Raw genomic sequence first — 20,553 nt, 5'->3', positions numbered from 1 at the left:
AGCCTCTTGAATCATTCAGACGGTTAAGAAAACTTAGTTTTTCTCTTTATCTACGATTTTCTTAATCCAAGGCATCATAGCGCGAAGTTTTTCGCCTGTTTGCTCGATTGGATGTGCAGCGTTGTTACGGCGTGCAGCAGTCATTGAAGCATAGTTGGTTGCACCTTCAAGGATGAATTGTTTTGCATATTCACCCGTTTGAATGTTGTGCAAGCACTCACGCATGGCTTTGCGAGACTCTTCGTTAATCACTTTAGGGCCAGTCACATATTCGCCGTATTCAGCGTTGTTAGAGATTGAGTAGTTCATGTTGGCGATGCCACCTTCATACATCAAATCAACAATTAATTTCAATTCATGTAAACATTCAAAGTATGCCATTTCTGGTGCGTAGCCCGCTTCAGTCAATGTTTCGAAACCAGCTTTCACCAATTCAACCGCGCCGCCACAAAGAACCGCTTGTTCACCGAATAAATCTGTTTCAGTTTCATCTTTAAATGTTGTTTCGATGATACCAGTACGACCGCCACCAATCGCTGATGCGTAAGACAAGCAAATGTCTTTGGCGTTGCCAGTTGCATCTTGATGCACTGCGATAAGGTCTGGAATACCGCCGCCACGCTCAAATTCAGAGCGAACAGTGTGACCTGGTGCTTTGGGTGCAATCATCACAACGTTTAGGTCAGCGCGAGCTGTTACTTGGTTGTAGTGAACTGCGAAACCATGAGCGAATGCCAAAGTTGCACCTTTTTTGATGTTTGGCTCAATCTCTTCTTTGTACAATACTGATTGGAATTCATCAGGGGTAAGAATCATCACCAAATCAGCTGATGCAACAGCATCTGCAACATTACTTACTTTCAAGCCATGTGCCTCGGCTTTAGCCACAGATGAAGAATTCGTACGAAGACCAACAACAACGTCTACACCTGAATCATTAAGGTTAGTCGCATGAGCGTGACCTTGAGAACCATAACCAATGATGGCAACTTTCATGCCTTTGATGATGGATAAGTCTGCATCTTTATCATAATAAACGTTTAATGCCATGGGCTTGTACTCCTAAATATGTTCAATAAAACTTAAAATGGTCGCGCACCCTAATCAAGTCAGAACAAAATATCACCTATTCTTTAAGATAGAGCAGGTTTCACGCGCTTTTAATGGAAATGGATAACAGTTTGTCGAATCGCAGCTTTGTTTGTAGGGTGCGTGCAACGAATATTTCACAAGGGACGAACACATCATGGATTTGAATTATAATCATGCTTTTTGGGGCATACTTTTTGCAGGTATCTTTTACGTGGTTGGTAATGCTGCATGGGTGAACAAATGGGCAAGAGAAAGTCGGTTTATTGCCATATTGTTGTGGTCGGTTTTGGGTTTTGTGATTTTACTTTTTGCTGCCTCATTTGATATGCGGTTGGACCCCAATTTACAGTCTGGTATTTGGGAGCGTATGACATCGGTTGATGGTGAAAACCATTGGATTGCACTTACATTATATGCGCTTTTATCTACACCAGGCATTGCAGCAAACTTGTTTAGTTTGGAATTAAGAATGACACGTTTGGCATTGATTTTACCAGGTATTCTCGTGTTTATACCTATGGGTAAACAGTTGGAACACCCTGAAGGTTCGTTGATTTTGGTATCCATTGGGGCAACAGTGGCTGTGGTTGGTATTTTGTTATTGTTTCAAATGTTGCTTGATGTGGAACCTGAAAAGAAAAAGAAACGGAAAGTTAGTACGGCATGAAACACATGAATTCTCGGGCTTCCATGTTGGTCGAAGCGCTGCCTTATTTGCAGCGTTTTGCAGACCAAACCATAGTGATTAAATATGGCGGTAACGCCATGGTGGAAGAAAGCCTGAAAGAAAGTTTTGCCAAAGACATCACACTGCTTAAACAAGTGGGTATCAACCCTGTGGTGGTGCATGGCGGCGGGCCACAAATTGGGAATGTACTCAAAAAAATCGGTAAACAAGCTGAGTTTATTGATGGTATGCGGGTAACCGATGATGAGACCATGGATATTGTTGAAATGGTGCTTGCGGGCAAGGTAAACAAAGAAATCGTAGCCAATATCAATAGAGCAGGTGGTAAAGCTGTTGGTTTATCGGGTAAAGATGGTGGTTTGATTTGTGCGCGTAAGATGAAAGTGACCAAAAACTCACCTGAGTTGGATGTGCCTGAAATTATTGATTTGGGGCATGTTGGGCAAGTGCACAAAATCAATACGGAAATCTTGAATGTGCTTGAAAGTGATAAGTTTGTGCCTGTGATTGCGCCTGTGGGTTATGATAAAGATAAAGCGCAAAGTTATAATATTAATGCTGATTTGGTTGCAGGTGCGATAGCCCAAGCTTTGGGTGCGGCGAAATTAATTTTATTAACGGATGTTGTGGGTGTGTTGGATGCAGACAAAAAACTCAAATCCAAGTTCTCCACTGATGAAGCTAGAGCATGGATAGCTGATGGTACGATTGCTGGTGGCATGATTCCCAAAGTGAATTGCTGTTTAGATGCAGTGGAAAACAGTGTGGAAAAAGCGCATATTATTGATGGGCGTGTGCCGCATGCAATCCTGCTAGAAATGTTTACAGACGAAGGTGTAGGGACTGTGTTTGCATCGTAGGGCTTGTGCCTTATTTGCCTAAGCACTGCGTTAAAAGTGCTCACTTATTGTTAGTAAGCTCTGCGCTTTTGCCTTGTGCTAAGACAAAGCGACAGCAAGTAGAGACGAGCTAATTTAAGCCAATGAAATATATGTCTCAAAACATTTTCTCTGCGTTACTCTGCACCCTCTGCGGTAAAAAAAGGTTATGGGTAGTCTTTTTGCTTTGTAGTTTGGTAAGCCAAGCGCAAGCTGCTGATGTTTCCAATATATCCAAAGCAGAACAAAGTCGCATTGCGGATTTAATTTTTAAGAATGAATGCAATCGCAAGTTTGAGTGTTTGGTGTCTTGGAATGATGGTGAAGATTTTCCATCCTTGGGCATAGGGCATTTTATTTGGTTTCCCAAAGGCTCGAATGCACCATTTCAAGAAAGTTTTCCTGATTTAATGCGTTGGTACCAGCAGCAGGGTGTCATCGTTCCTGAAAGGCTTTCAAATATATTACAGCCCAATCAATCTAGTCCTTGGCAGAATAAAGCTGAATTTCTACAAGATGAAAACAAGCCTCAAATTGAACAGCTGCGTCAGTTTTTGGCAGATACTCAAGATGTACAAGCATCCTTTATCATGCAGCGGTTGGCGGATGCTTTGCCCAAGATGTTGGCGATTGGGCAAAACCAAGTTGAAAAGGATAAAATCAAACACCAGTTTGAACGGGTTTCAGCCAGCCCGAATGGTTGGTATGCCTTGATTGATTATGTGAATTTTAAGGGTGAAGGTATTAAAGAAACCGAGCGTTACCACGGTAAAGGTTGGGGCTTGGCGCAAGTGTTACTCAATATGGATCATGAAGGTAATGCACTTAGGGCATTCGTGAGCTCAGCAAAACAAATGTTACAGCAGCGGGTCAGTCTTTCACCACCAGAGCGCAATGAGCAACGCTGGTTAAACGGCTGGCTCAAGCGTTTGGATACTTACTGATTATCTAACATTTCTTGCGCTTTATCTGCCATATCTTGTGCATGTTGTGTGGCTTGGTCTGCCGCTTGCTGAGCTGCATCAAGTGCATGTTTGGCTTGTGCTGCAGGGCGTTCTTCTTCGCTGCAGGCTGTGATTGCAGCCAATATGGTGAGTAAAATCATAAGTTTCTTCATTGCTTCTCCTTTGTAGGTAAGAAGCAGATACTTTCTTTTCATAACTTAAAAATCAATGCAGTTGATACGCCAAAGCTCTTTGCTAATGGTTTTATTTTGCATCAGGTCATAAAGTGTTGTTTTGGGTAATAAGGGTGCGTAACTTTCATGGGGTAGGGTCTTACTTGCATTCCCGCCACTAAATTCCAAGTGTTTTGCCAATAAATCTGCAATATAAACAGCAAAAACTTCAGCGCGGATGGATTCAGGCACAACCTGTTTGTCAGCAGCACCAGGGTGATGGTGCCAGAGGATACCTTGTTGTATTTTTTCAGGTAAGTTCCAATGTTCCGCAAAAATACAACCGACTTCAACATGTGTGCAGCCAAAGCGTTCAGCTTCGTGGACAAGTATACCTTTTTCATGGTTAAACATAATGGGCTGACGCTCTGTTTTAACAAAGTTAAGACCCATGCGTCCAATATCATGAAACAGACCTATCGCTGCTGCAGTTTTGGCTTCACATTTGGGTATATGTTTGCTTACAACTTCAGCCAGTGCTGATACTGCCATGCCGTGTTTCCAAAGGTCAGTTAGGTTGTAAGCACCACGCATTTGGGGAATCACTTGAGAAAAACAATGTTTGGCGACGATGCTTCTTACCAAGTTGTTGCCCAAGTGTGAAATAGCTCTGTTTAAATCAACAATAGGTTTTCTCAGTCCAAAAGCTGGTGCATTCACAACCTTAAGGATTTGAGCTGACAGCACGGGGTCGCCTTTGATGATGGATGATAATTTACGGTTGGATGCGCCTGCGCGGGAAAGGCGTTGGTATTCATCCCATAATGCAGAAGGCATAGGTAGTCTTCTGACTGCATCGGCATACATTTTAAGGCGTTCGGGTTGAGTGACTGTTTCCAATAATTGCTTAGCTTCAAAGCCACTTCTGGTCCCTAAATCGAGATTAAAAGGATTATGTTTTCTTTCTTCAGTCTCAAAGGTTTCTTTTTGTTTACTTGCAAAAAATCTTTTAAATAAACGCCACATTTTACTGTTGCCTCAACTTTTTTATTTGTTTATCGGTATCAATGTTGATTGTTGATTGTAACAAGCAATTGTTATGCCTAATGTGTAGTTTTTCTGTTTTTTATAGGGTTATAAAGATGTGAGAGTTTAGGAACAGCCATATAAAGTTATGTGTATGTTTGCTTTAGGCAATGGCACGAATTACACTTTCAACATTGGGAACACAGGCGGTTAGCGATTCATGCAAAATAAAACTCCATTTATATCTATTGTTGCACCCTGCTATAATGAAGCAGGCGTGATTGATGTGTTTTTGCAAGAGATGTTTGTCATTTTAAAACGTTTGAATCGTGACTTTGAGATTGTGTTTGTGAATGATGGAAGCCGCGATAACACATTGGATATTTTGATTGAAAAAGCCAAAGCACACGATGAAGTTCGTGTTTTAAACCTAGCACGGAATTTTGGTAAAGAAGCAGCGCTTACTGCGGGTATTGACCATGCCCAAGGTGAAGTGGTGGTGCCCATTGACGTGGATTTGCAAGACCCACCCGAGCTTATTTTAGATTTTGTACGTGAATATGAAGCAGGTTACGATGTGGTGGTCGGCAAGCGAGAAGACAGAACAACTGACTCGACTGCCAAGCGGATGAGCGCTGAATTTTTCTATAAAATGCATAATAAAATATCAGATATTCAAATCCCACAAAATGTTGGGGATTATCGTTTGATGTCACGGCGTGTGGTTGATGCGCTAAAACAACTACCCGAGACCCAGCGTTTTATGAAAGGTATTTTTGCATGGCTTGGTTTTAAAACTGCGGTTGTAACCTACAAACGCGAAGAACGTGTAGCAGGTGAATCCAGTTTTAATGGTTGGAAGCTTTGGAATTTTGCACTCGATGGTATCACCAGCTTTTCAACGGCTCCGTTACGCGTTTGGTTGTATGTCGGCAGTGTATTAGCGTTGATTGCTTTTGTGTATGGCTCGTGGATTGTGCTCAAAACACTGATGTTTGGGGTGGATAGCCCAGGTTATGCTTCAATCATTACCATTGTGTTATTCCTTGGTGGTATTCAATTGATGGGTATTGGTATTTTGGGTGAATATATCGGCAGGATTTACCTTGAGTCCAAGCGTAGGCCGATTTATATCGTGGAGCGCGAATATTAAAATACTGTTGCTGCAATTAAGTAGGTATGGCTTTTTTGGTATCATTGCGACCCTGATTCATTTGTTGTCGGCATGGTTGTTAATTTATGGGCTTAGCACATCGGTATTGCTTGCCAATAGCTGTGCTTTTCTCATTGCCTTTATGTTTTCATATATTTTTCAGAGCAAATATGTGTTTAAAGCAAGCTTTGATGCACAGAAGTTTGTACGTTTTTTTGCTGTGCAAAGTGGGGCATTTGTGCTGGCATATATGTCGTCAACATGGTTTCGATTGGACAACCAATATATACAAACGCTGTTGATTGTGATGGTGATTCCATTGGTATCGTTTGTCATTCATAAGCTTTGGACATTTCAAGTTAAATAAGGAAAAAACATGCAAGAATATATGACCAAACAGCGTTTTTTATTACTTTTAGCCATTTTAGTGCTGGTGCGGGTGTATATGATGGTGGTTTTTCCACTGACAGATACGACAGAGGCGCGTTATGCCAATATCGCACTAATGATGGCGATGAGCAATGATTGGATTACGCCATATTTTGATGTGGGTATTCCTTTTTGGGGTAAACCACCTTTTTCTTTTTGGGCTGCTGCATTGTCTTATGAGGTCTTTGGTGTGCATGATTTTGTGCCACGTATTCCTTCGCTTATATTTACATTGCTTACGGCATGGTTGATTTTCCGTTATTTGGTCACATTTTATGTCAAGGCGACAGCCTATTTGGGTGTGTTGATTTATTTGTCGATGGTGTTGGTATTTGTATTGAGTGGTGCAGTGCTAACCGACCCTTTTCTTACGTTTGCCAGTACATTAACCATGATTTCTTTTATCATGGTGATACGTAAGCAAGAGCATTATTGGAGTCATTTATTTTTTGTTGGTATTGCCTTGGGATTGTTGACCAAGGGGCCATTGATTTTTGTGCTGGTGGGCGGTGCATTAAGCATGTGGTTGATGTGGGACTTCAAACGATTGAAACTTCTTTCTGCTTTTTCTTGGTGGGCAGGTATAGCGATTGTATTGCTCTTAGCTTTGCCTTGGTATGTGCTGGCGGAATTAAAAACTCCAGGTTTTATTGACTACTTTATTGTGGGCGAACATTTTATGCGTTTTATCGATTCGGGTTGGAAAGGCGATTTGTATGGCACTGCGCATAAAGAACCCAAAGGTTATATTTGGGTGATGTGGCTGGGTGCAGCCCTTCCTTTTTCATTCATGGTTTTGGCAATATTGGGCAAGCGTATGGTAAGTGTATCGGGTGTTAAACAATGGTTTTATACACTGCGCCACCATCAGGAAACAAGTTATTTTGTGATGTGGTCGTTGTTTACACTTATTTTCTTCACGATTTCTGCCAATATCTTAGCAACATATATTTTGCCCGCACTGCCTGCATTGGCAATCTTACTGGCGATGTATTGGGCAAAACAAGGGCATCAAATAAAGGTAGGCTCTTATCCTGTAACCAGTGTATTTGTATTGTTTACCCCAATCATTTTTCTTGTGGCGGGTATTTATTTTAGCCAACATGAAGAAAAATTACCTACAGAGAAAAATTTGATTGCATATTACCAAATGCATCAAGCCGATGCGCAAGGTATTTATTATATCAATACGCGCCCATTTTCGGCGCAGTATTATTCGGCTAACCAAGCTGTGTTGGTAGAGTTGGCTCCGCGAACCATGAAACACAGCAAGGTGATAACTTGGCAGCAATTTCAAACACAAGTCGTTGGTGTGGTGCCAACTTTTTATGTGGTGGTAGCCAAAGGTGAGTTGGGCAATTTACCTAAAAATATACGTGAAAAGATGAGTGATGTATTGTTTGAAAGTAAACGGTATATGTTGTTTAAATACCAAGCATCTTAAGGACTGTGTGCTTAAAACTATTGGTTTTGTTTGCTCGGTGGAATATAGCTCGGTTTAAAAGATAGTTGACGGTAGGTTTTAAACCTTTCGCGAGAAGCTTGTTTTAAATTTTCATCCCAAGCATCAACAAAATCAACAATATGCGAAAAACCTTGTAATTCGGGTGGTATTTCCAAACCACCATTGATAAGCACTGCTGCTTGATTATCACGGTTGATATGTGTCGCCAATAAAATGGGTTGTTTGGCATTGTTGGCGGCATCATCGCTGGCGATGGCATGCGGCAGGAAGGCTTCGGGATGAATTGTCCACAATGTTTCATCAAGTTGTTGCATAAAATCTTCATCAGGGCAAAGCACCAATACATGTGGGGTTAAGCGGTTGCGGCGTAATAAAAGCTTGGCAATGCCTTTGATGCGGTCGGCATGTTCTAAGGATTCAAAGTGAACTTTGGTTTCCATGTTAACCGCCAGCTATTTTTGCTTTGATGCCTTGTTTATCCAAAAGCTCAAGCAGCTTTTCTCTGTGGTCGCCTTGAATTTCGATGTTGTTATCTTTGATTGCACCACCTGTACCCAATTGGGCTTTGAGTGTTTTGCCCAACTTCTTGAGTGCATCTTTATCCAAGCTTAAACCTGTAATCACAGATACCGATTTGCCGCCACGCCCTTTGCTTTCACGCATAATACGCACGCCTTGTTTATTAGGGTTTTTAATGGGTGAAGGGGCAGTGCCTTTTTTCTTTTTACCGCGTTTGCCAACTTTGGCTGAAGGCTGAGATGATTTATTTATCATCCCATCTTCACTAGAATAGACCAATACTCTGTCGCTGGACATTTAAACAGCAGCTAACCAATCTTTATGTGCAGGGCTTCTGCCATGCACCACATCAAAGTATTTGGTTTGCAGTACTTCAGTAATCGGACCACGAGAGCCACAACCAATGGTTCGACCATCAAGTTCACGAATTGGGGTGACTTCAGCAGCTGTACCTGTGAAAAATGCTTCATCAGCAATATAAACTTCATCACGGGTGATACGTTTTTCAATCACTTTATAACCTTCTTCTTCAGCAAGCTGAATCACGGTTTTACGGGTAATGCCATCCAAAGCGCTGGATAGTTCTGGTGTATAAATCACACCGTCTTTAACCAAAAAGAAGTTTTCACCACTGCCCTCAGCCACAAAACCATCTACATCCAATAACAACGCTTCATCATAACCATCTTTGAGTGCATCAGAGAGCGCAAGCATAGAGTTGATGTAGTTACCATTGGCTTTGGCTTTGCACATGGCGATATTTGGATGATGACGAGTGAATGAAGATGTGCGAATACGAATGCCTTTTTTCAAAGCATCTTCGCCCAAATATGCACCCCAATGCCAAGCGGCAACGATAACATGTGTTTTCAAACCATCAGCGCGTAAACCCATACCTTCAGAACCATAAAACGCCATAGGACGCAAATAAGCTGAATCAAGGTTGTTGATTTTAACGGCATCCAATTGGGCTTGGTTAATCTCATCTTTAGAATAAGGCATATCCATATTCATGATTTTTGCAGAGTTAAACAAACGGTCGGTATGCTCTTGTAAACGGAAAATCGCAGTGCCTTCTTCAGCATGATAAGCGCGAACACCTTCAAATACACCCATGCCATAATGCAGGGTATGGGTGAGCACATGAATTTTGGCATCACGCCAAGGTACCATTTCACCATCAAACCAAATCATTCCATCTCTATCTGCAAAATTTAACATAAATAACTATCTTCCTAATCCTTAATTGTGTTTATGAAGCGATGGTTCGCTCTTGTTCCCACAAAACCCGTTGCTCCAAAGCACGTGATAATGTGTATTCATCTAAATATTCCAATTCGCCGCCTTCAGGCACACCACGGGCAATACGAGAGATGCGAATATGATGATGGGCATAGCGGCGGGAAATAAAGTGAGCAGTGGCTTCACCATCCACCGTTGCGCTGGTTGCCATAATCAACTCTTTGATATTGCCGTTTGCAATACGTTTGTCCAAGCTATTAAACCGAAGTTTATCAGGGCCAATGCCATCCACAGGGCTGAGGCGACCATGTAAGACATGATAACTGCCTTGAAAGTGACCACGCTCTAGCATCAATACATCCACAGGTTGTTCAACCACACAGACAAGTTCATGTTGGCGTTTCACATTATCACAAATCGTACAATGGTTGGCAGAAGCAAACCCACCACAGGTATCACAAAACTTTACCTGCGTGTGTAGGTGCTCCAATGAATGCGCTAGGTTTTTTACTTCATTTTCTGATTGTTCCAGCATGTTTAAAGCAAGGCGCATGGCAGTTTTAGGACCAATGCCTTGGAATGCACTAAGCTGCTCCACCAAACGCGCCAATGGCTCAGGCATGCCTGCCAAGTGGTACATTATAGTGAAAATCCTGGTGGTAGCGACATGCCACCCATCATATCTTTTTGTTTGGCTTTGGTTGTTTCTTCGATTTTAATCATTGCCGAATTCACAGCTGCCACAACCAAATCTTCAAGCAAAGATTTATCATCATCAGCCAATAAACTATCATCAATATCAATGCGTTGGACTTGGTGGTTACCTGCAACAGTGGCTTTAACCATGCCGCCGCCTGATTCGCCAGTCACTTCCAAGTTTGCCAATTCTTCCTGCATGTTTTTCATGTTTTCTTGCATTTTCTTGGCTTGTTGCATCATTTTTGCAATGTTCATACTTATCTTTCCTCGTGCGTTTTCTGTTATGTCATTAAGCTTGTTGAATACCAGCGAGGTACCATGTTGGGTCATCGCTGTTTGGTGTGTGTTGGAAAATCCATATTTCATTTACATCGGAATTTTCGGTATCAACCACAGCACCAGCCATATTCAATGTTTCTTCTTTAAGTTTGGCTTGGAAATGTACTGCAACCCATTCCATGCCTGATTCTACCCATGTTTCTGCAATTTCAGCATCCAACATACCAATTTCAGTATGTGTTTTGTTGTCACCTATGCGTTTCATATCATCGAGTACATGCTGTGCAACTTCGGATGTGCAAAATGAACGAATATCATCTTCATTTTTGGCATCCCAATCTTGTTGCATGCGCACAAAAATATCTTTGGCAGCCTGCACAAAGTGGGCTTCATCAATGGCAGGTTTTGCTGATGTGCTTGTTTCTTCGCTGGTGAAGGTTTGATGCTCAGAGTTAGGTTGTGCATCATGTCCAAAGCTTTGGTTGTGGTGTCCTGCATGTGCGTATGCTTCTCTGCGACCACCCGCTGCTCTGCGCATAAACCAGAAAATCGCAAAGGCAATACCACCAAAAATAAGAATGTCCATAAAGTTGATGCCTTCAAAACCTCCACCAAAGAACAAGGCTCCCAAAAGACCACCCATCGCCAATCCGCCTAGAATACCCATCATGCCACCAGCGCGTGAGCCAGAACGCGCTGGTGCGGCTTTATTGACACCTTGTTTAGGCACTGGTTTTGAGAAGCTTTTTTGTTTACTGAATGATTTGCCGAAGCTACCACCCATGCCGAATCGTTTGGCATCTGCTGTGGTACTTAATCCAGTCACACTAATGAATATGGCTAACAAGCTGAATATCATTGCTTTTTTCATGTTTTATAACGTCCTATACTTCTTTGGAATATCTTAATTGCGCAGCGCCAGCTTGAAACATTAACCGACGCAGCGGCTTATCCTTCACATCTTGTAGGCTTTGGGCAAGTAAGCGTAAATCTTGGCAGTGTATATCATTACGAATGCGCACTTTTTTTTCTTCGCGGATACCTGCATCGGCTTGCACACGTGTCCATACCTTGCTCAAACCTTGAAGTTTACACCGTTTAAAACATGCCTTACGAATTTCTTCATGCAGCAGTCGAATATGGCTGGCAATGACGGGGTGATTGACTGCAATTAACAACCCTAGTGACTCATCGGCTTGTGGTTCCATGGCAACAGGTTCACAGCGCTCAGCCAGCATGCTGCCGACAATGTCGTGCCAATGCCTGCGTAACAAAGCAATGCTATTTAAGCGCTGCATATGTTCTGCATTGAATACTTTGCTCAAGTTTAATTTGAGTGGTTTAAGTTCGGAAGGTTTGCGGGTTCTACGATGGGTTGCCATATGGATGTATAGGTTCGTTTAGAAGGGTAACTTTTTCCCGCCTAAAATATGTGCGTGTAAATGAAACACCTCTTGCCCACCACCTTCGCGCACGTTAATCACCACGCGATAACCAGCTTCAAGGTTTAATACATCATTTGCCACATGGTTCACTTTAAGCATCAACTCACCCAACATGGTAGGGTCTTGGGCATCGGCAAGGGTAGGGATATGTGTTTTAGGAATCACCAATACATGGGTGGGTGCTTTGGGATGAATATCCTTAAAAGCATAGACCGTATTATCCTCATACACCTTATCTGAAGGAATGCTGCCTTCGATTATTTTACAAAATAAACAATCACTCATGGTATCTTCCTCTTTGTATGTGTAGTGGTTGAGCGCAGGCTTGTAGCTTAACAAAGCACTTGCGATAAGCAATATCATGACGGCAGGTAAAAAAGTAAGCATTTGTTTTTTTGTCTAAATTGAAAGGCATAAACTGCGATAGATGAGCTATGACGAGGTGATGAACAGCAATATGTTTTCAAGGATGTGCGTTATGGATGAATATCGATTATTGGTGAATGAAGATGCTTATGGACCTTACCATTCAAAAGAACAGGCAAAATTTGCAGCGGATGTATTTATGAAAAAACACCCGGATATGCAGGAGCAATGTGTTGTACAGCCCATTTGCTCACGCTTGGAATATGTTTATTTGTTTGAACCACAGCTATTGCATTAATCTGCATTCATCATGCCTGTATCTCAGGCAGTAAACCTTGTTGAATGATTTTTTCTTTATTGATTTTGGGTTGTTTTTTTAGCCACAATTCTAATTTCAGGGCTTGGGAATGATTACCTGCTTTTTGTGAAAATACCAAGGAAAGGGGTGTTTTTCCGCGCAAGAATTTTGCGCCTTTGCCCGTTTGGTGTTCTGAAAATCTGCGTTGCACGTCTGTGGTGATGCCTGTGTAAAGCACATTACCTTTGCAGCGAATCATGTATAAATACCAAATCTTATCAGTCATACAAATTCGTCATACCCGCGTAGGCGGGTATCCATAGCGTAACGAAATTTTGAGGTAAATGGATTGAACTCCCTGTTACTCCCGCCTACGCGGGAATGACAAAATTTATTTATTGTCATGTCGAGCGTAGTCGAGACACCTTAAGACCCCTCCATTCCAGTCGGGGTGACAGTGAAGTAGAAATCTTATGCAACATCAATAACTTCAAAATAGTTTGTTTTGCCACTTATTTTTAGCTCAATATCATCACCAATAGATTTCCCCATTAAACTTCTGCCCAGTGGTGATTGCGGGGTAATCACGGTGATGGTTGTACCTTGCGCCTCAACTTTTAAACCACCTGCATCGCCTGCCAAAAGTAGGGTTTGGCTTTTGCCTTGTTCATCTTCTAATGTTACCAGCGATACAAGCTTGGCTGTGGTGCATGGTTGCGGTGATAATTGCTTGAAACAGGCAAGCGCACGTTGCAATTCCAACAAACGCTCACCTTGCCCTTTGGCAAGATACGATGCTTCTGTGCCCATGGTTTCATACTTGGATGAACCCAAACAATCCTTATGCGTTGCCGTATCCCGCGCCACGTCCACAGCTTGCTGCGCTACGCTGATATTGGCTTCAAGTTGGGTGATGATATGGTTTATAACACTCTGTTTATTCATATTAAACTATTCGTCATATCCGCGCAGACGGGTATCCATAGCGTAGTATTGAGCTCCCTCGATGGTCGTTGCTTCACTCCCGCCTGCGCGGGAATGACGGATCTAAACATTGTTATTTCGACTGGAGCGTAGCGAAATGGAGAAATCTTTGCGGTACGAGATGTCTCGACTGCGCTCGACATGACAGCTTACTGGCGTGTTAATGTGTTGGTATCGGTATGCTCAAAAGTTTTGCTGTAAATATCCAGCATAATAGTTTGCTCATATTTCATGGTATTGCCATCTATGGTGACGGTTTGGGTAAACGCTGTGGTGCTGGCTTTTTTCTGCATAAATGATGATTGGGCAATGCCACCATCAAAACCACTTTCTTCGGCTGATACTCCAATCACTGTGCCACTTACATCATCTTCGGTGTCCAAAACTTTACCACATGCCACCACGCCAACACCACGAGGAATGGTAAATGAATGGGTAATCACACCTGTTTCAGCATCCCAAGACCAATAACCCGATTGATGATGGAATACTTCACTGTTTTCTTTGCGAGATACAATTTGTTTGTAATGTAACACAGCAAGGGTTTGTGTTTCCGCATTGCTCACATCGCCAATGGCTTCATAAGTAATGGTTTCAAAGTAGGGGTTGTTTTCTTCGCCGTTGGGTTCTGGGGCAATATCTGTGCCTTTGTCACCTTTCCAAGTGCCAATCAGTTGTGCTAATGGTCCGTAATTAATTTCTGCCATAATTTCTCTCCGAATTAATATGCTTGAATACCATATTTTAGTAATAGGCGTGGTAATTTATCATCAAGGTTTTGAACATCTTCATCGTTCAGTTCGATAAGATTAAAGCCATATTTTTTATAAATTTCAATCTTTTCTTTTTTGCGATGTAAGTATTTGGAATCATTTTCATATCCCCAATATTCGATATAAACTTTTCCGGTCGGAATATAAAAATCACAATAAACATCTTCTTCAATTGGAAGTTTTCGTTCATATGCATGGATAATTTCAGCCATATACAACCAGTTGTCAATTAGCATTTCGGCTTTCGAGCGAACGAAGTGACCATCGGTACTTCTAAATTCAGCTTTAAACTTTTCTCTGAACTCAACTTTTTTCTTCGTTGAAACCTCAGCTTCTCCTTTTACCTCTTGAATAGAAGAAAGCAATGTTCTATTAGAAATAATAGCTTCTGACCAGCGCGCAAAGGGAACACCTGACTTTGAATCTTCGTCTTGAATACCACCTTGTTTTAGGCCTTGGCTGGTTACTTTCCAACCTTTAATATCTTTTTTTATCCAACCAAGCTCAGATAGTATAAAATTAATTTTGTTGGCTGTGAGGTTGAACTTAGTCCCCAAGGATTTTGCAGTTAGTCTCGATTCCACTTGTTTTTTAATAGTGGGAGCACGAGCAATAGACTCAGGCCAAACAATATAGCGTCCATATTGTTTGGATTCTTTATAACTTCCACCAATTTTCTTTCCAAGCTCAGTTAGAATATATTTGTTATCCGCACCTTTTTGAATGAGCTTGTCTTTATCAAATTTGATATCTAGCTCACGTTTACTGATATTAAGACGTTTGGCTAAAGCAGTTGTTGAAATTAGTTTTTGTGTTCCCATTTGCGCCCCCCTTGACACGTTTTATTTTCGAGAAGCCTTTTCATCGTGCCCAGACACGCCAAAACGTCTAGCAAGTTCATTGAGTACATCATCAGGACTTAAGCCTTTTTGCGCCAACATCACCATGGTGTGAAACCAAAGGTCTGCTGTTTCATAAATGATTTGTTCTTTATCTTCATTTTTGGCTGCGATAATGGTTTCTGTGGCTTCTTCACCAATCTTTTCCAACATCTTATCAGGCTTGGCATAAAGCGAAGCCACATAAGACGCATCGGGGCTTTCTGATTTCCTCGCTTCAAGAATAGCTGCGAGTTCTTTTAGAATATCATTGCTCATGCTTGCTCCAAGGGTGTAGTAAACCCCGTCATTCTTAACGCCCAATCAAGTTGACGGCAGGCTTTGATTGGGAATCCATAAGCCTTAGTTACTTCGACAGGCAATTGAAAGCATGGATACCCGTCCCGCGCCTTCGCGGGGACAAGCTCTGTGCGGGTATGACGAAGTAGGGGAAGATGAACCATTATTCGATCGGCTCTTCAAACGTAACCCATTTATCACCGCGCTTCTCTCTAAAGAAGCAAGATGCACGGTTAGTGTGGCATGCTGCACCTGTTTGTTCAATCAGCAGCAGGATGGTGTCGCCATCACAATCCAAGAAAATATCCAATACCTTTTGTACATGCCCTGAAGTTTCGCCTTTTTTCCATTGGGTTTTGCGCGAGCGGGAATAATAGTGGGCATAGTTTGTGTTTAGTGTTTGTTTGACAGCTTCCTCATTCATCCATGCCATCATCAGCACCCGCCCAGTGTCCACAGATTGGGCAATAGCAGGCACAAGCCCATCATCATTAAACTTGATGTCTTTAAGTAGGTTATCCAAGCCCATAGGCGCTTGTGGCTCTACTTTTTCAACGGGCATAATCAAATCTTTGTTTTCGCTTTTACTCATGTTTTTTCCCTATTTTGTTTTACCACGAAGGGCACGAAGATTTATAAGGTATGGATTGCCGTTTTCACGGGAATGACGATGTTTGTCTTCGTGTTCTCTGTGCACTTCGTGGTTCATATTATGCTGTTAATTTTGCTAGTACACGTTCTGCCGCAGCAATGGTGTTGTCAATATCTTCATCGGTGTGTGCCGCTGACACAAATGCTGCTTCATATTGCGAGGGGGCGAGATAAATACCTTCATTTAACATTTCATTGAAGAACTTACCGAAGAATGCCAAGTCGCAATGACCCGATACATCCGCACCACAAGTTACATGTTCGAGTTCTGTGAAGAACACGGTAAACATAGAACCAAAGCGGTTGCCCGTGGCAGGCACACCCGCAGCTTTACAGCCAGCGAGTAAACCTTCAAACAAACGTTTGGATTTGGCTTCAAGGTCTGCATAAAGTGAGTCGTCTTGCAGACGAGATAATGTTTCAAGACCTGCGCGCATGGCAAGCGGGTTGCCCGATAAAGTGCCTGCTTGATAGACTGGGCCATCGGGTGAAATTTTGCGCATGATTTCTTCGCGGCCGCCATAAGCGCCCACAGGTAAACCACCACCAATGATTTTACCCAAGCAAGTTAAATCAGGGGTGATATTAAATAATTTTTGTGCACCACCTGATGAAACGCGGAAGCCACACATCACTTCATCAAAAATCAGCAATGCGCCTTCTGCGGTGCAAATGTCTCTTAATGATTGTAGGAAACCATTGGAATACAAATCCATTACCCCCGTGTTGCCAGGGATTGGCTCAACGATGATACATGCGATTTCGCCTTTGTTTTCTGCAAACAAACGTTTCACTTCATCCAAATCTTGGAATGGGGCAGTAAGGGTTAACTTGGCATAATCGGCAGGCACACCTGCTGAATCAGGCTCTCCAAATGTTGCAGCGCCAGAACCTGCTTTCACCAACAAACCATCGGCATGACCGTGGTAACCACCGTCAAATTTTAGGATTTTATCGCGACCTGTGAAACCGCGTGCCAAACGTAATGCACTCATGGTGGCTTCTGAGCCAGAGCTTACAAAACGAATCACATCGATTGAAGGAACCATATCTATGACCATTTGCGCCAAATCAATTTCAAGCTCGCATGGTGCGCCAAATGAAACACCTTTTTGCGCCGTTTCGGTGATGCCAGCAATCACTGCATCATGGGCATGCCCCAAAATCATAGGACCCCAAGAACCCACATAATCGATGTAGGTGTTACCATCCACATCGGTGACGTATGCGCCTTTGGCATGGTCGAAGAAGCGGGGTGTGCCACCCACGCCTTTAAAAGCACGAACAGGTGAATTTACACCGCCCGGAATAATTTTTTGTGCTGCTGCGAAATCTTTTTGTGACTTTTCTATGTTCATGTTTCGTTATTCCTTTTTTCTTTCACCGCAGAGTATGCAGATTTTCATACCGTCATTCCCGCGTAGGCGGGAGTCCATGATGCACTTGCATTACCCTGCGAAACTTCGCGTCCTCTGCGGTTTAATGATTATCCAATCTCTTAGCTGTTCATTTGGCGGAGCACGTAACGCAAAATGCCGCCGTGTTGATAATATTCGACTTCTTTGGGCGTATCAATACGCACTACAGCCGTAAACTCTTTCACGCTGCCATCTTCTGCCGTGGCTTTGATGGTCACAGACTTGGCAGAGCCATCACCAAGCCCGATGATGTCATAGCTTTCTTGCCCAGTTAAACCCAATGATTGCGGTGTTTCACCATCATTAAATTGCAATGGAAGAATACCCATACCGACAAGGTTTGAGCGGTGAATACGCTCGTAAGACTCTGCAATCACAGCGCGCACGCCCAAAAGCATAGGGCCTTTGGCTGCCCAGTCGCGTGATGAACCTGAACCATATTCTTTACCTGCCAAAATCATGGCTGGCACGTTATCTTCTTTGTATTTCATGGCTGCATCATAAATACTCATTGGCTTTTGCGATGGCTGATGAATGGTTTCACCACCTTCTGTGCCCGGTGCAAGTTGGTTACGCAAACGAATATTCGCAAATGTGCCGCGCATCATGATTTCATGATTACCACGGCGCGAGCCATAGGAGTTGAAATCTTTTTGTGCCACATCTTTTTCAGCCAAATAACGACCCGCAGGTGAATCCGTTTTGATTGCGCCTGCTGGCGAAATATGGTCGGTAGTCACGGAATCACCAAGCACTGCAAGTACACGTGCGCCTTGAATATCCGCCACTGTTTCAGGCTGTTGTTTCATGCCTGTAAAATAAGGTGGGTTTTGGATGTAGGTGGAATCATCTTCCCATGCAAAGCGGTCAGCGGTTGGCGCTTCTAATGCTTGCCAATGTTCATCACCTGCAAACACATCTTTGTAGGATGATTCAAATTGTTCTTTGGTCACACAATCGTGAACCAATGCAGCCAATTCTGCCTGACTTGGCCAAATGTCTTTCAAATACACATCATTGCCATTTTTATCTTGCGCTAAAGGCTCATTAAAGATATCGATGTTCATCGTGCCTGCAATGGCGTATGCCACCACCAGTGGTGGTGATGCAAGATAATTCATGCGCACTTCAGCGTGAACCCTGCCTTCAAAGTTGCGGTTGCCCGACAACACGGCTGTAACTGACAAATCACCATCAACAATGGCTTTGGACACTTCCACAGGCAATGGACCAGAGTTACCAATACAAGTCGTGCAACCATAACCCACCACATGGAAACCAAGGCTTTTTAATGGGTTCATCAAGTTGGATTTTTCTAAGTATTCAGTCACCACCAATGAGCCGGGGCCCAATGATGTTTTCACCCAAGGGGCAGCGGTTAAACCCAGTGCTTCCGCTTTTTTAGCCACAAGCCCTGCCCCCAACATCACGGTTGGGTTGGATGTGTTGGTGCATGATGTAATCGCTGCAATGACGACTGCACCATCTTCAATGGTCACTGCTTTGCCGTTGATGGTGGTATTTATGGGTTTAGGATTTAAACCTGCTTCGGACTTAATGATTTCCACATCTTTTTCAAATGCAGTCTTGGCATCGGTTAAGGCGATGCGGTCTTGCGGGCGTTTGGGCCCAGAAATTGATGGCACCACTGTGCGCATATCAAGGCTGATAGTTTCATCATATACCGCTTTGTTTTCGCCGCTTTCGTGGAACATACCTTGGGCTTGATAATAGGCTTTGACCAAAGCGTTGTTATCACCGCGACCTGTAAGCGCCAAATAATTCAATGTTTCATCATCAACGGGGAAGATACCACATGTTGCACCATATTCAGGTGCCATATTGGCGATGGTTGCACGGTCTGCAAGTGGTAAAGCATCCAAACCTTCACCATAAAATTCAACGAATTTACCCACCACACCAAGTTTGCGTAACATTTGCACAATGGTAAGCACCAAATCGGTGGCTAATGCGCCTTCAGGCAACGCACCTGTGAGTTCAAAACCAACCACTTTAGGTACAAGCATAGACACAGGCTGACCAAGCATAGCCGCTTCTGCCTCAATGCCACCCACGCCCCAACCAAGTACGCCTAAACCATTAATCATGGTGGTGTGTGAATCGGTACCAATCAAAGTGTCGGGATAAGCTACATTATCATCGTTTACAAACACAGTACGGGCTAAGTTTTCAAGGTTAACCTGATGTACAATGCCTGTACCTGGAGGTACGACTTTAAAGGTTTCAAACGCATTTTGACCCCATTTAAGGAATTTATAACGCTCTTCATTGCGTACATATTCAATGGCAGTGTTTAATTCCGCTGCATCATTGGATGCGAAGTTGTCCACCTGCACAGAATGGTCAATCACAAGTTCTGCGGGGGCAAGTGGGTTAATTTTGGATGGGTCGCCGCCCAAGTCTGCCATGGCATCACGCATTGCCGCTAAATCGACAACCGCAGGTACACCAGTGAAATCCTGCATCAATACACGGGCTGGCATATAAGCAATTTCACGCGGTTCATCGGAGGGTTTGCGGTTCACCAATGCCAAAATATCTTCACGGGTCACATTTACACCATCTTCACGACGCAATAAATTTTCCAAAAGAATTTTTAGGGAAAAGGGAAGGTGAGAAGTATCCCCTGCGGCATCAAGTTTGTAATAGGTGTATGCCTTGCCATTAACGTTTAGTGTGTTTTTTGCATCAAATGTATTGCTTGTTGTGTTACTCAAGGGGCGCTCCTCAGTGTGTCTATAGATAAGTTGAGCGACACCATAACAAAAAGCCGATTTTATGCCATAATTTTACATGATGTTACTTAAGACTTGCAAAATGATAGTGATAGTG

At 42.9% G+C, this 20,553-nt stretch carries 26 protein-coding genes; 7 read left to right on the top strand and 19 right to left on the bottom strand.

Going from position 1 to position 20,553, the window contains the following annotated elements:
• Positions 1 to 33: 33 nt before the first annotated feature.
• Positions 34 to 1,050 (bottom strand): ketol-acid reductoisomerase, encoded by a 1,017-nt coding sequence (gene ilvC / locus DM09_RS03455; protein ID WP_038247676.1) that lies wholly within the window; start codon positions 1,048 to 1,050, stop codon positions 34 to 36.
• 196 nt (positions 1,051 to 1,246) lie between these two features.
• Here ilvC and DM09_RS03450 point away from each other — a divergent pair, with 196 nt between their 5' ends.
• From DM09_RS03450 to DM09_RS03440, 3 genes are all read left to right on the top strand, one after another.
• Positions 1,247 to 1,759, top strand: coding sequence for a hypothetical protein (locus tag DM09_RS03450; protein WP_038247675.1), 513 nt, complete (start codon positions 1,247 to 1,249; stop codon positions 1,757 to 1,759).
• Positions 1,756 to 2,640, top strand: a complete 885-nt coding sequence (gene argB, locus DM09_RS03445; protein WP_038247674.1) for an acetylglutamate kinase — start codon at positions 1,756 to 1,758, stop codon at positions 2,638 to 2,640. The genes DM09_RS03450 and argB overlap by 4 nt, the downstream gene beginning before the upstream one ends.
• A 200-nt stretch (positions 2,641 to 2,840) precedes the next feature.
• The gene (locus DM09_RS03440) at positions 2,841 to 3,602 is read left to right on the top strand and encodes a hypothetical protein (protein WP_038247673.1); all 762 of its coding nucleotides are present in this window, start codon (positions 2,841 to 2,843) and stop codon (positions 3,600 to 3,602) included.
• Here DM09_RS03440 and DM09_RS03435 read toward each other — a convergent pair.
• Both DM09_RS03435 and DM09_RS03430 read right to left on the bottom strand, forming a co-directional pair.
• The gene (locus DM09_RS03435; RefSeq protein WP_038247672.1) at positions 3,596 to 3,775 is read right to left on the bottom strand and encodes a hypothetical protein; all 180 of its coding nucleotides are present in this window, start codon (positions 3,773 to 3,775) and stop codon (positions 3,596 to 3,598) included. The genes DM09_RS03440 and DM09_RS03435 overlap by 7 nt on opposite strands.
• A gap of 45 nt (positions 3,776 to 3,820) precedes the next feature.
• Entirely contained in the window at positions 3,821 to 4,801 is a 981-nt protein-coding gene (locus DM09_RS03430) for an HDOD domain-containing protein (RefSeq protein ID WP_038247671.1), read from the bottom strand.
• 220 nt (positions 4,802 to 5,021) lie between these two features.
• Here DM09_RS03430 and DM09_RS03425 point away from each other — a divergent pair, with 220 nt between their 5' ends.
• Genes DM09_RS03425 through DM09_RS03415 form a run of 3 tightly spaced genes read left to right on the top strand, consistent with a single transcriptional unit; the run spans position 5,022 to position 7,827 of the window.
• Positions 5,022 to 5,954, top strand: coding sequence for a glycosyltransferase family 2 protein (locus tag DM09_RS03425; protein WP_038247670.1), 933 nt, complete (start codon positions 5,022 to 5,024; stop codon positions 5,952 to 5,954).
• The gene (locus DM09_RS03420; RefSeq protein ID WP_157753590.1) at positions 5,908 to 6,321 is read left to right on the top strand and encodes a GtrA family protein; all 414 of its coding nucleotides are present in this window, start codon (positions 5,908 to 5,910) and stop codon (positions 6,319 to 6,321) included. Before DM09_RS03425 ends, DM09_RS03420 begins: the two co-directional genes overlap by 47 nt.
• A 9-nt stretch (positions 6,322 to 6,330) precedes the next feature.
• Positions 6,331 to 7,827 carry an ArnT family glycosyltransferase gene (locus tag DM09_RS03415; RefSeq protein ID WP_051938048.1) on the top strand — a complete coding sequence of 499 codons (1,497 nt, stop codon included), beginning with the start codon at positions 6,331 to 6,333 and terminating at the stop codon, positions 7,825 to 7,827.
• A gap of 17 nt (positions 7,828 to 7,844) precedes the next feature.
• Here DM09_RS03415 and DM09_RS03410 read toward each other — a convergent pair whose 3' ends face one another.
• From DM09_RS03410 to DM09_RS03375, 8 genes are read right to left on the bottom strand one after another with little or no spacing between them, the layout of a single operon-like run.
• Positions 7,845 to 8,288 (bottom strand): DNA polymerase III subunit chi, encoded by a 444-nt coding sequence (locus tag DM09_RS03410; protein WP_038247669.1) that lies wholly within the window; start codon positions 8,286 to 8,288, stop codon positions 7,845 to 7,847.
• Position 8,289: 1 nt separating this feature from the next.
• Complete coding sequence (locus DM09_RS03405) at positions 8,290 to 8,664, bottom strand: translation initiation factor (RefSeq protein ID WP_038247668.1); 375 nt, start codon at positions 8,662 to 8,664, stop codon at positions 8,290 to 8,292.
• Entirely contained in the window at positions 8,665 to 9,588 is a 924-nt protein-coding gene (locus DM09_RS03400) for a branched-chain amino acid transaminase (protein WP_038247667.1), read from the bottom strand.
• Between the two features lie 31 nt (positions 9,589 to 9,619).
• Positions 9,620 to 10,249, bottom strand: a complete 630-nt coding sequence (gene recR, locus DM09_RS03395; protein ID WP_038247666.1) for a recombination mediator RecR — start codon at positions 10,247 to 10,249, stop codon at positions 9,620 to 9,622.
• A complete protein-coding gene (locus DM09_RS03390) occupies positions 10,249 to 10,563 on the bottom strand; it encodes a YbaB/EbfC family nucleoid-associated protein (protein ID WP_038247665.1) in 315 nt (104 codons plus the stop codon). The genes recR and DM09_RS03390 overlap by 1 nt, the downstream gene beginning before the upstream one ends.
• A gap of 34 nt (positions 10,564 to 10,597) precedes the next feature.
• Positions 10,598 to 11,458 carry a Tim44 domain-containing protein gene (locus DM09_RS03385; protein WP_038247664.1) on the bottom strand — a complete coding sequence of 287 codons (861 nt, stop codon included), beginning with the start codon at positions 11,456 to 11,458 and terminating at the stop codon, positions 10,598 to 10,600.
• 13 nt (positions 11,459 to 11,471) lie between these two features.
• Positions 11,472 to 11,969, bottom strand: a complete 498-nt coding sequence (locus DM09_RS03380) for a DciA family protein (protein ID WP_038247663.1) — start codon at positions 11,967 to 11,969, stop codon at positions 11,472 to 11,474.
• An 18-nt stretch (positions 11,970 to 11,987) separates the two neighbouring features.
• Positions 11,988 to 12,317 carry a histidine triad nucleotide-binding protein gene (locus tag DM09_RS03375; protein WP_038247860.1) on the bottom strand — a complete coding sequence of 110 codons (330 nt, stop codon included), beginning with the start codon at positions 12,315 to 12,317 and terminating at the stop codon, positions 11,988 to 11,990.
• A gap of 193 nt (positions 12,318 to 12,510) precedes the next feature.
• On the opposite strand from DM09_RS03375, the gene DM09_RS03370 reads away from it, so the two are divergent.
• On the top strand, positions 12,511 to 12,696 hold the full coding sequence (locus DM09_RS03370; protein WP_038247662.1) for a hypothetical protein: 186 nt from the start codon (positions 12,511 to 12,513) through the stop codon (positions 12,694 to 12,696).
• A 10-nt stretch (positions 12,697 to 12,706) separates the two neighbouring features.
• Here DM09_RS03370 and DM09_RS03365 read toward each other — a convergent pair whose 3' ends face one another.
• The 8 genes from DM09_RS03365 to acnA all read right to left on the bottom strand — a co-directional run bounded on the left by DM09_RS03365 (position 12,707) and on the right by acnA (position 20,438).
• Positions 12,707 to 12,982, bottom strand: coding sequence for a GIY-YIG nuclease family protein (locus DM09_RS03365; RefSeq protein WP_038247661.1), 276 nt, complete (start codon positions 12,980 to 12,982; stop codon positions 12,707 to 12,709).
• Between the two features lie 185 nt (positions 12,983 to 13,167).
• Positions 13,168 to 13,641 (bottom strand): GreA/GreB family elongation factor, encoded by a 474-nt coding sequence (locus DM09_RS03360; RefSeq protein WP_038247660.1) that lies wholly within the window; start codon positions 13,639 to 13,641, stop codon positions 13,168 to 13,170.
• Between the two features lie 188 nt (positions 13,642 to 13,829).
• The gene (locus DM09_RS03355; RefSeq protein WP_038247659.1) at positions 13,830 to 14,387 is read right to left on the bottom strand and encodes a heme-binding beta-barrel domain-containing protein; all 558 of its coding nucleotides are present in this window, start codon (positions 14,385 to 14,387) and stop codon (positions 13,830 to 13,832) included.
• A 14-nt stretch (positions 14,388 to 14,401) separates the two neighbouring features.
• A complete protein-coding gene (locus DM09_RS03350; protein ID WP_038247658.1) occupies positions 14,402 to 15,274 on the bottom strand; it encodes a hypothetical protein in 873 nt (290 codons plus the stop codon).
• Between the two features lie 21 nt (positions 15,275 to 15,295).
• Complete coding sequence (locus tag DM09_RS03345) at positions 15,296 to 15,610, bottom strand: phosphoribosyl-ATP diphosphatase (RefSeq protein WP_038247657.1); 315 nt, start codon at positions 15,608 to 15,610, stop codon at positions 15,296 to 15,298.
• A 184-nt stretch (positions 15,611 to 15,794) separates the two neighbouring features.
• Entirely contained in the window at positions 15,795 to 16,160 is a 366-nt protein-coding gene (gene hisI, locus DM09_RS03335; RefSeq protein WP_038247858.1) for a phosphoribosyl-AMP cyclohydrolase, read from the bottom strand.
• Positions 16,161 to 16,341: 181 nt separating this feature from the next.
• A complete protein-coding gene (gene hemL, locus DM09_RS03330) occupies positions 16,342 to 17,640 on the bottom strand; it encodes a glutamate-1-semialdehyde 2,1-aminomutase (protein WP_038247655.1) in 1,299 nt (432 codons plus the stop codon).
• Between the two features lie 140 nt (positions 17,641 to 17,780).
• Complete coding sequence (gene acnA / locus DM09_RS03325; RefSeq protein WP_038247654.1) at positions 17,781 to 20,438, bottom strand: aconitate hydratase AcnA; 2,658 nt, start codon at positions 20,436 to 20,438, stop codon at positions 17,781 to 17,783.
• Positions 20,439 to 20,553 lie beyond the last annotated feature (115 nt).

Source organism: Ghiorsea bivora, assembly GCF_000744415.1.
GTDB classification, from domain to species: Bacteria; Pseudomonadota; Zetaproteobacteria; order Mariprofundales; family Mariprofundaceae; genus Ghiorsea; species Ghiorsea bivora.
The sequence above is the reverse complement of the archived record's forward strand: the minus strand, read 5'-3'. Positions and strand labels throughout refer to the sequence as shown.

Bases quoted from the DNA above. Each gene is read 5' to 3' on its own strand.
- DM09_RS03410 (WP_038247669.1), bottom strand. From the start codon at position 8,288: ATGGAAACCAAAGTTCACTTTGAATCCTTAGAACATGCCGACCGCATC.
- DM09_RS03370 (WP_038247662.1), top strand. From the start codon at position 12,511: ATGGATGAATATCGATTATTGGTGAATGAAGATGCTTATGGACCTTAC.
- DM09_RS03425 (WP_038247670.1), top strand. From the start codon at position 5,022: ATGCAAAATAAAACTCCATTTATATCTATTGTTGCACCCTGCTATAAT.
- DM09_RS03390 (WP_038247665.1), bottom strand. From the start codon at position 10,563: ATGAACATTGCAAAAATGATGCAACAAGCCAAGAAAATGCAAGAAAAC.
- DM09_RS03405 (WP_038247668.1), bottom strand. From the start codon at position 8,664: ATGTCCAGCGACAGAGTATTGGTCTATTCTAGTGAAGATGGGATGATA.
- DM09_RS03385 (WP_038247664.1), bottom strand. From the start codon at position 11,458: ATGAAAAAAGCAATGATATTCAGCTTGTTAGCCATATTCATTAGTGTG.
- DM09_RS03360 (WP_038247660.1), bottom strand. From the start codon at position 13,641: ATGAATAAACAGAGTGTTATAAACCATATCATCACCCAACTTGAAGCC.
- DM09_RS03400 (WP_038247667.1), bottom strand. From the start codon at position 9,588: ATGTTAAATTTTGCAGATAGAGATGGAATGATTTGGTTTGATGGTGAA.
- DM09_RS03345 (WP_038247657.1), bottom strand. From the start codon at position 15,610: ATGAGCAATGATATTCTAAAAGAACTCGCAGCTATTCTTGAAGCGAGG.
- DM09_RS03350 (WP_038247658.1), bottom strand. From the start codon at position 15,274: ATGGGAACACAAAAACTAATTTCAACAACTGCTTTAGCCAAACGTCTT.
- DM09_RS03435 (WP_038247672.1), bottom strand. From the start codon at position 3,775: ATGAAGAAACTTATGATTTTACTCACCATATTGGCTGCAATCACAGCC.
- DM09_RS03380 (WP_038247663.1), bottom strand. From the start codon at position 11,969: ATGGCAACCCATCGTAGAACCCGCAAACCTTCCGAACTTAAACCACTC.
- DM09_RS03365 (WP_038247661.1), bottom strand. From the start codon at position 12,982: ATGACTGATAAGATTTGGTATTTATACATGATTCGCTGCAAAGGTAAT.
- DM09_RS03430 (WP_038247671.1), bottom strand. From the start codon at position 4,801: ATGTGGCGTTTATTTAAAAGATTTTTTGCAAGTAAACAAAAAGAAACC.
- DM09_RS03375 (WP_038247860.1), bottom strand. From the start codon at position 12,317: ATGAGTGATTGTTTATTTTGTAAAATAATCGAAGGCAGCATTCCTTCA.
- argB (WP_038247674.1), top strand. From the start codon at position 1,756: ATGAAACACATGAATTCTCGGGCTTCCATGTTGGTCGAAGCGCTGCCT.
- DM09_RS03355 (WP_038247659.1), bottom strand. From the start codon at position 14,387: ATGGCAGAAATTAATTACGGACCATTAGCACAACTGATTGGCACTTGG.
- DM09_RS03415 (WP_051938048.1), top strand. From the start codon at position 6,331: ATGCAAGAATATATGACCAAACAGCGTTTTTTATTACTTTTAGCCATT.
- hisI (WP_038247858.1), bottom strand. From the start codon at position 16,160: ATGGGCTTGGATAACCTACTTAAAGACATCAAGTTTAATGATGATGGG.
- hemL (WP_038247655.1), bottom strand. From the start codon at position 17,640: ATGAACATAGAAAAGTCACAAAAAGATTTCGCAGCAGCACAAAAAATT.
- DM09_RS03450 (WP_038247675.1), top strand. From the start codon at position 1,247: ATGGATTTGAATTATAATCATGCTTTTTGGGGCATACTTTTTGCAGGT.
- recR (WP_038247666.1), bottom strand. From the start codon at position 10,249: ATGTACCACTTGGCAGGCATGCCTGAGCCATTGGCGCGTTTGGTGGAG.
- ilvC (WP_038247676.1), bottom strand. From the start codon at position 1,050: ATGGCATTAAACGTTTATTATGATAAAGATGCAGACTTATCCATCATC.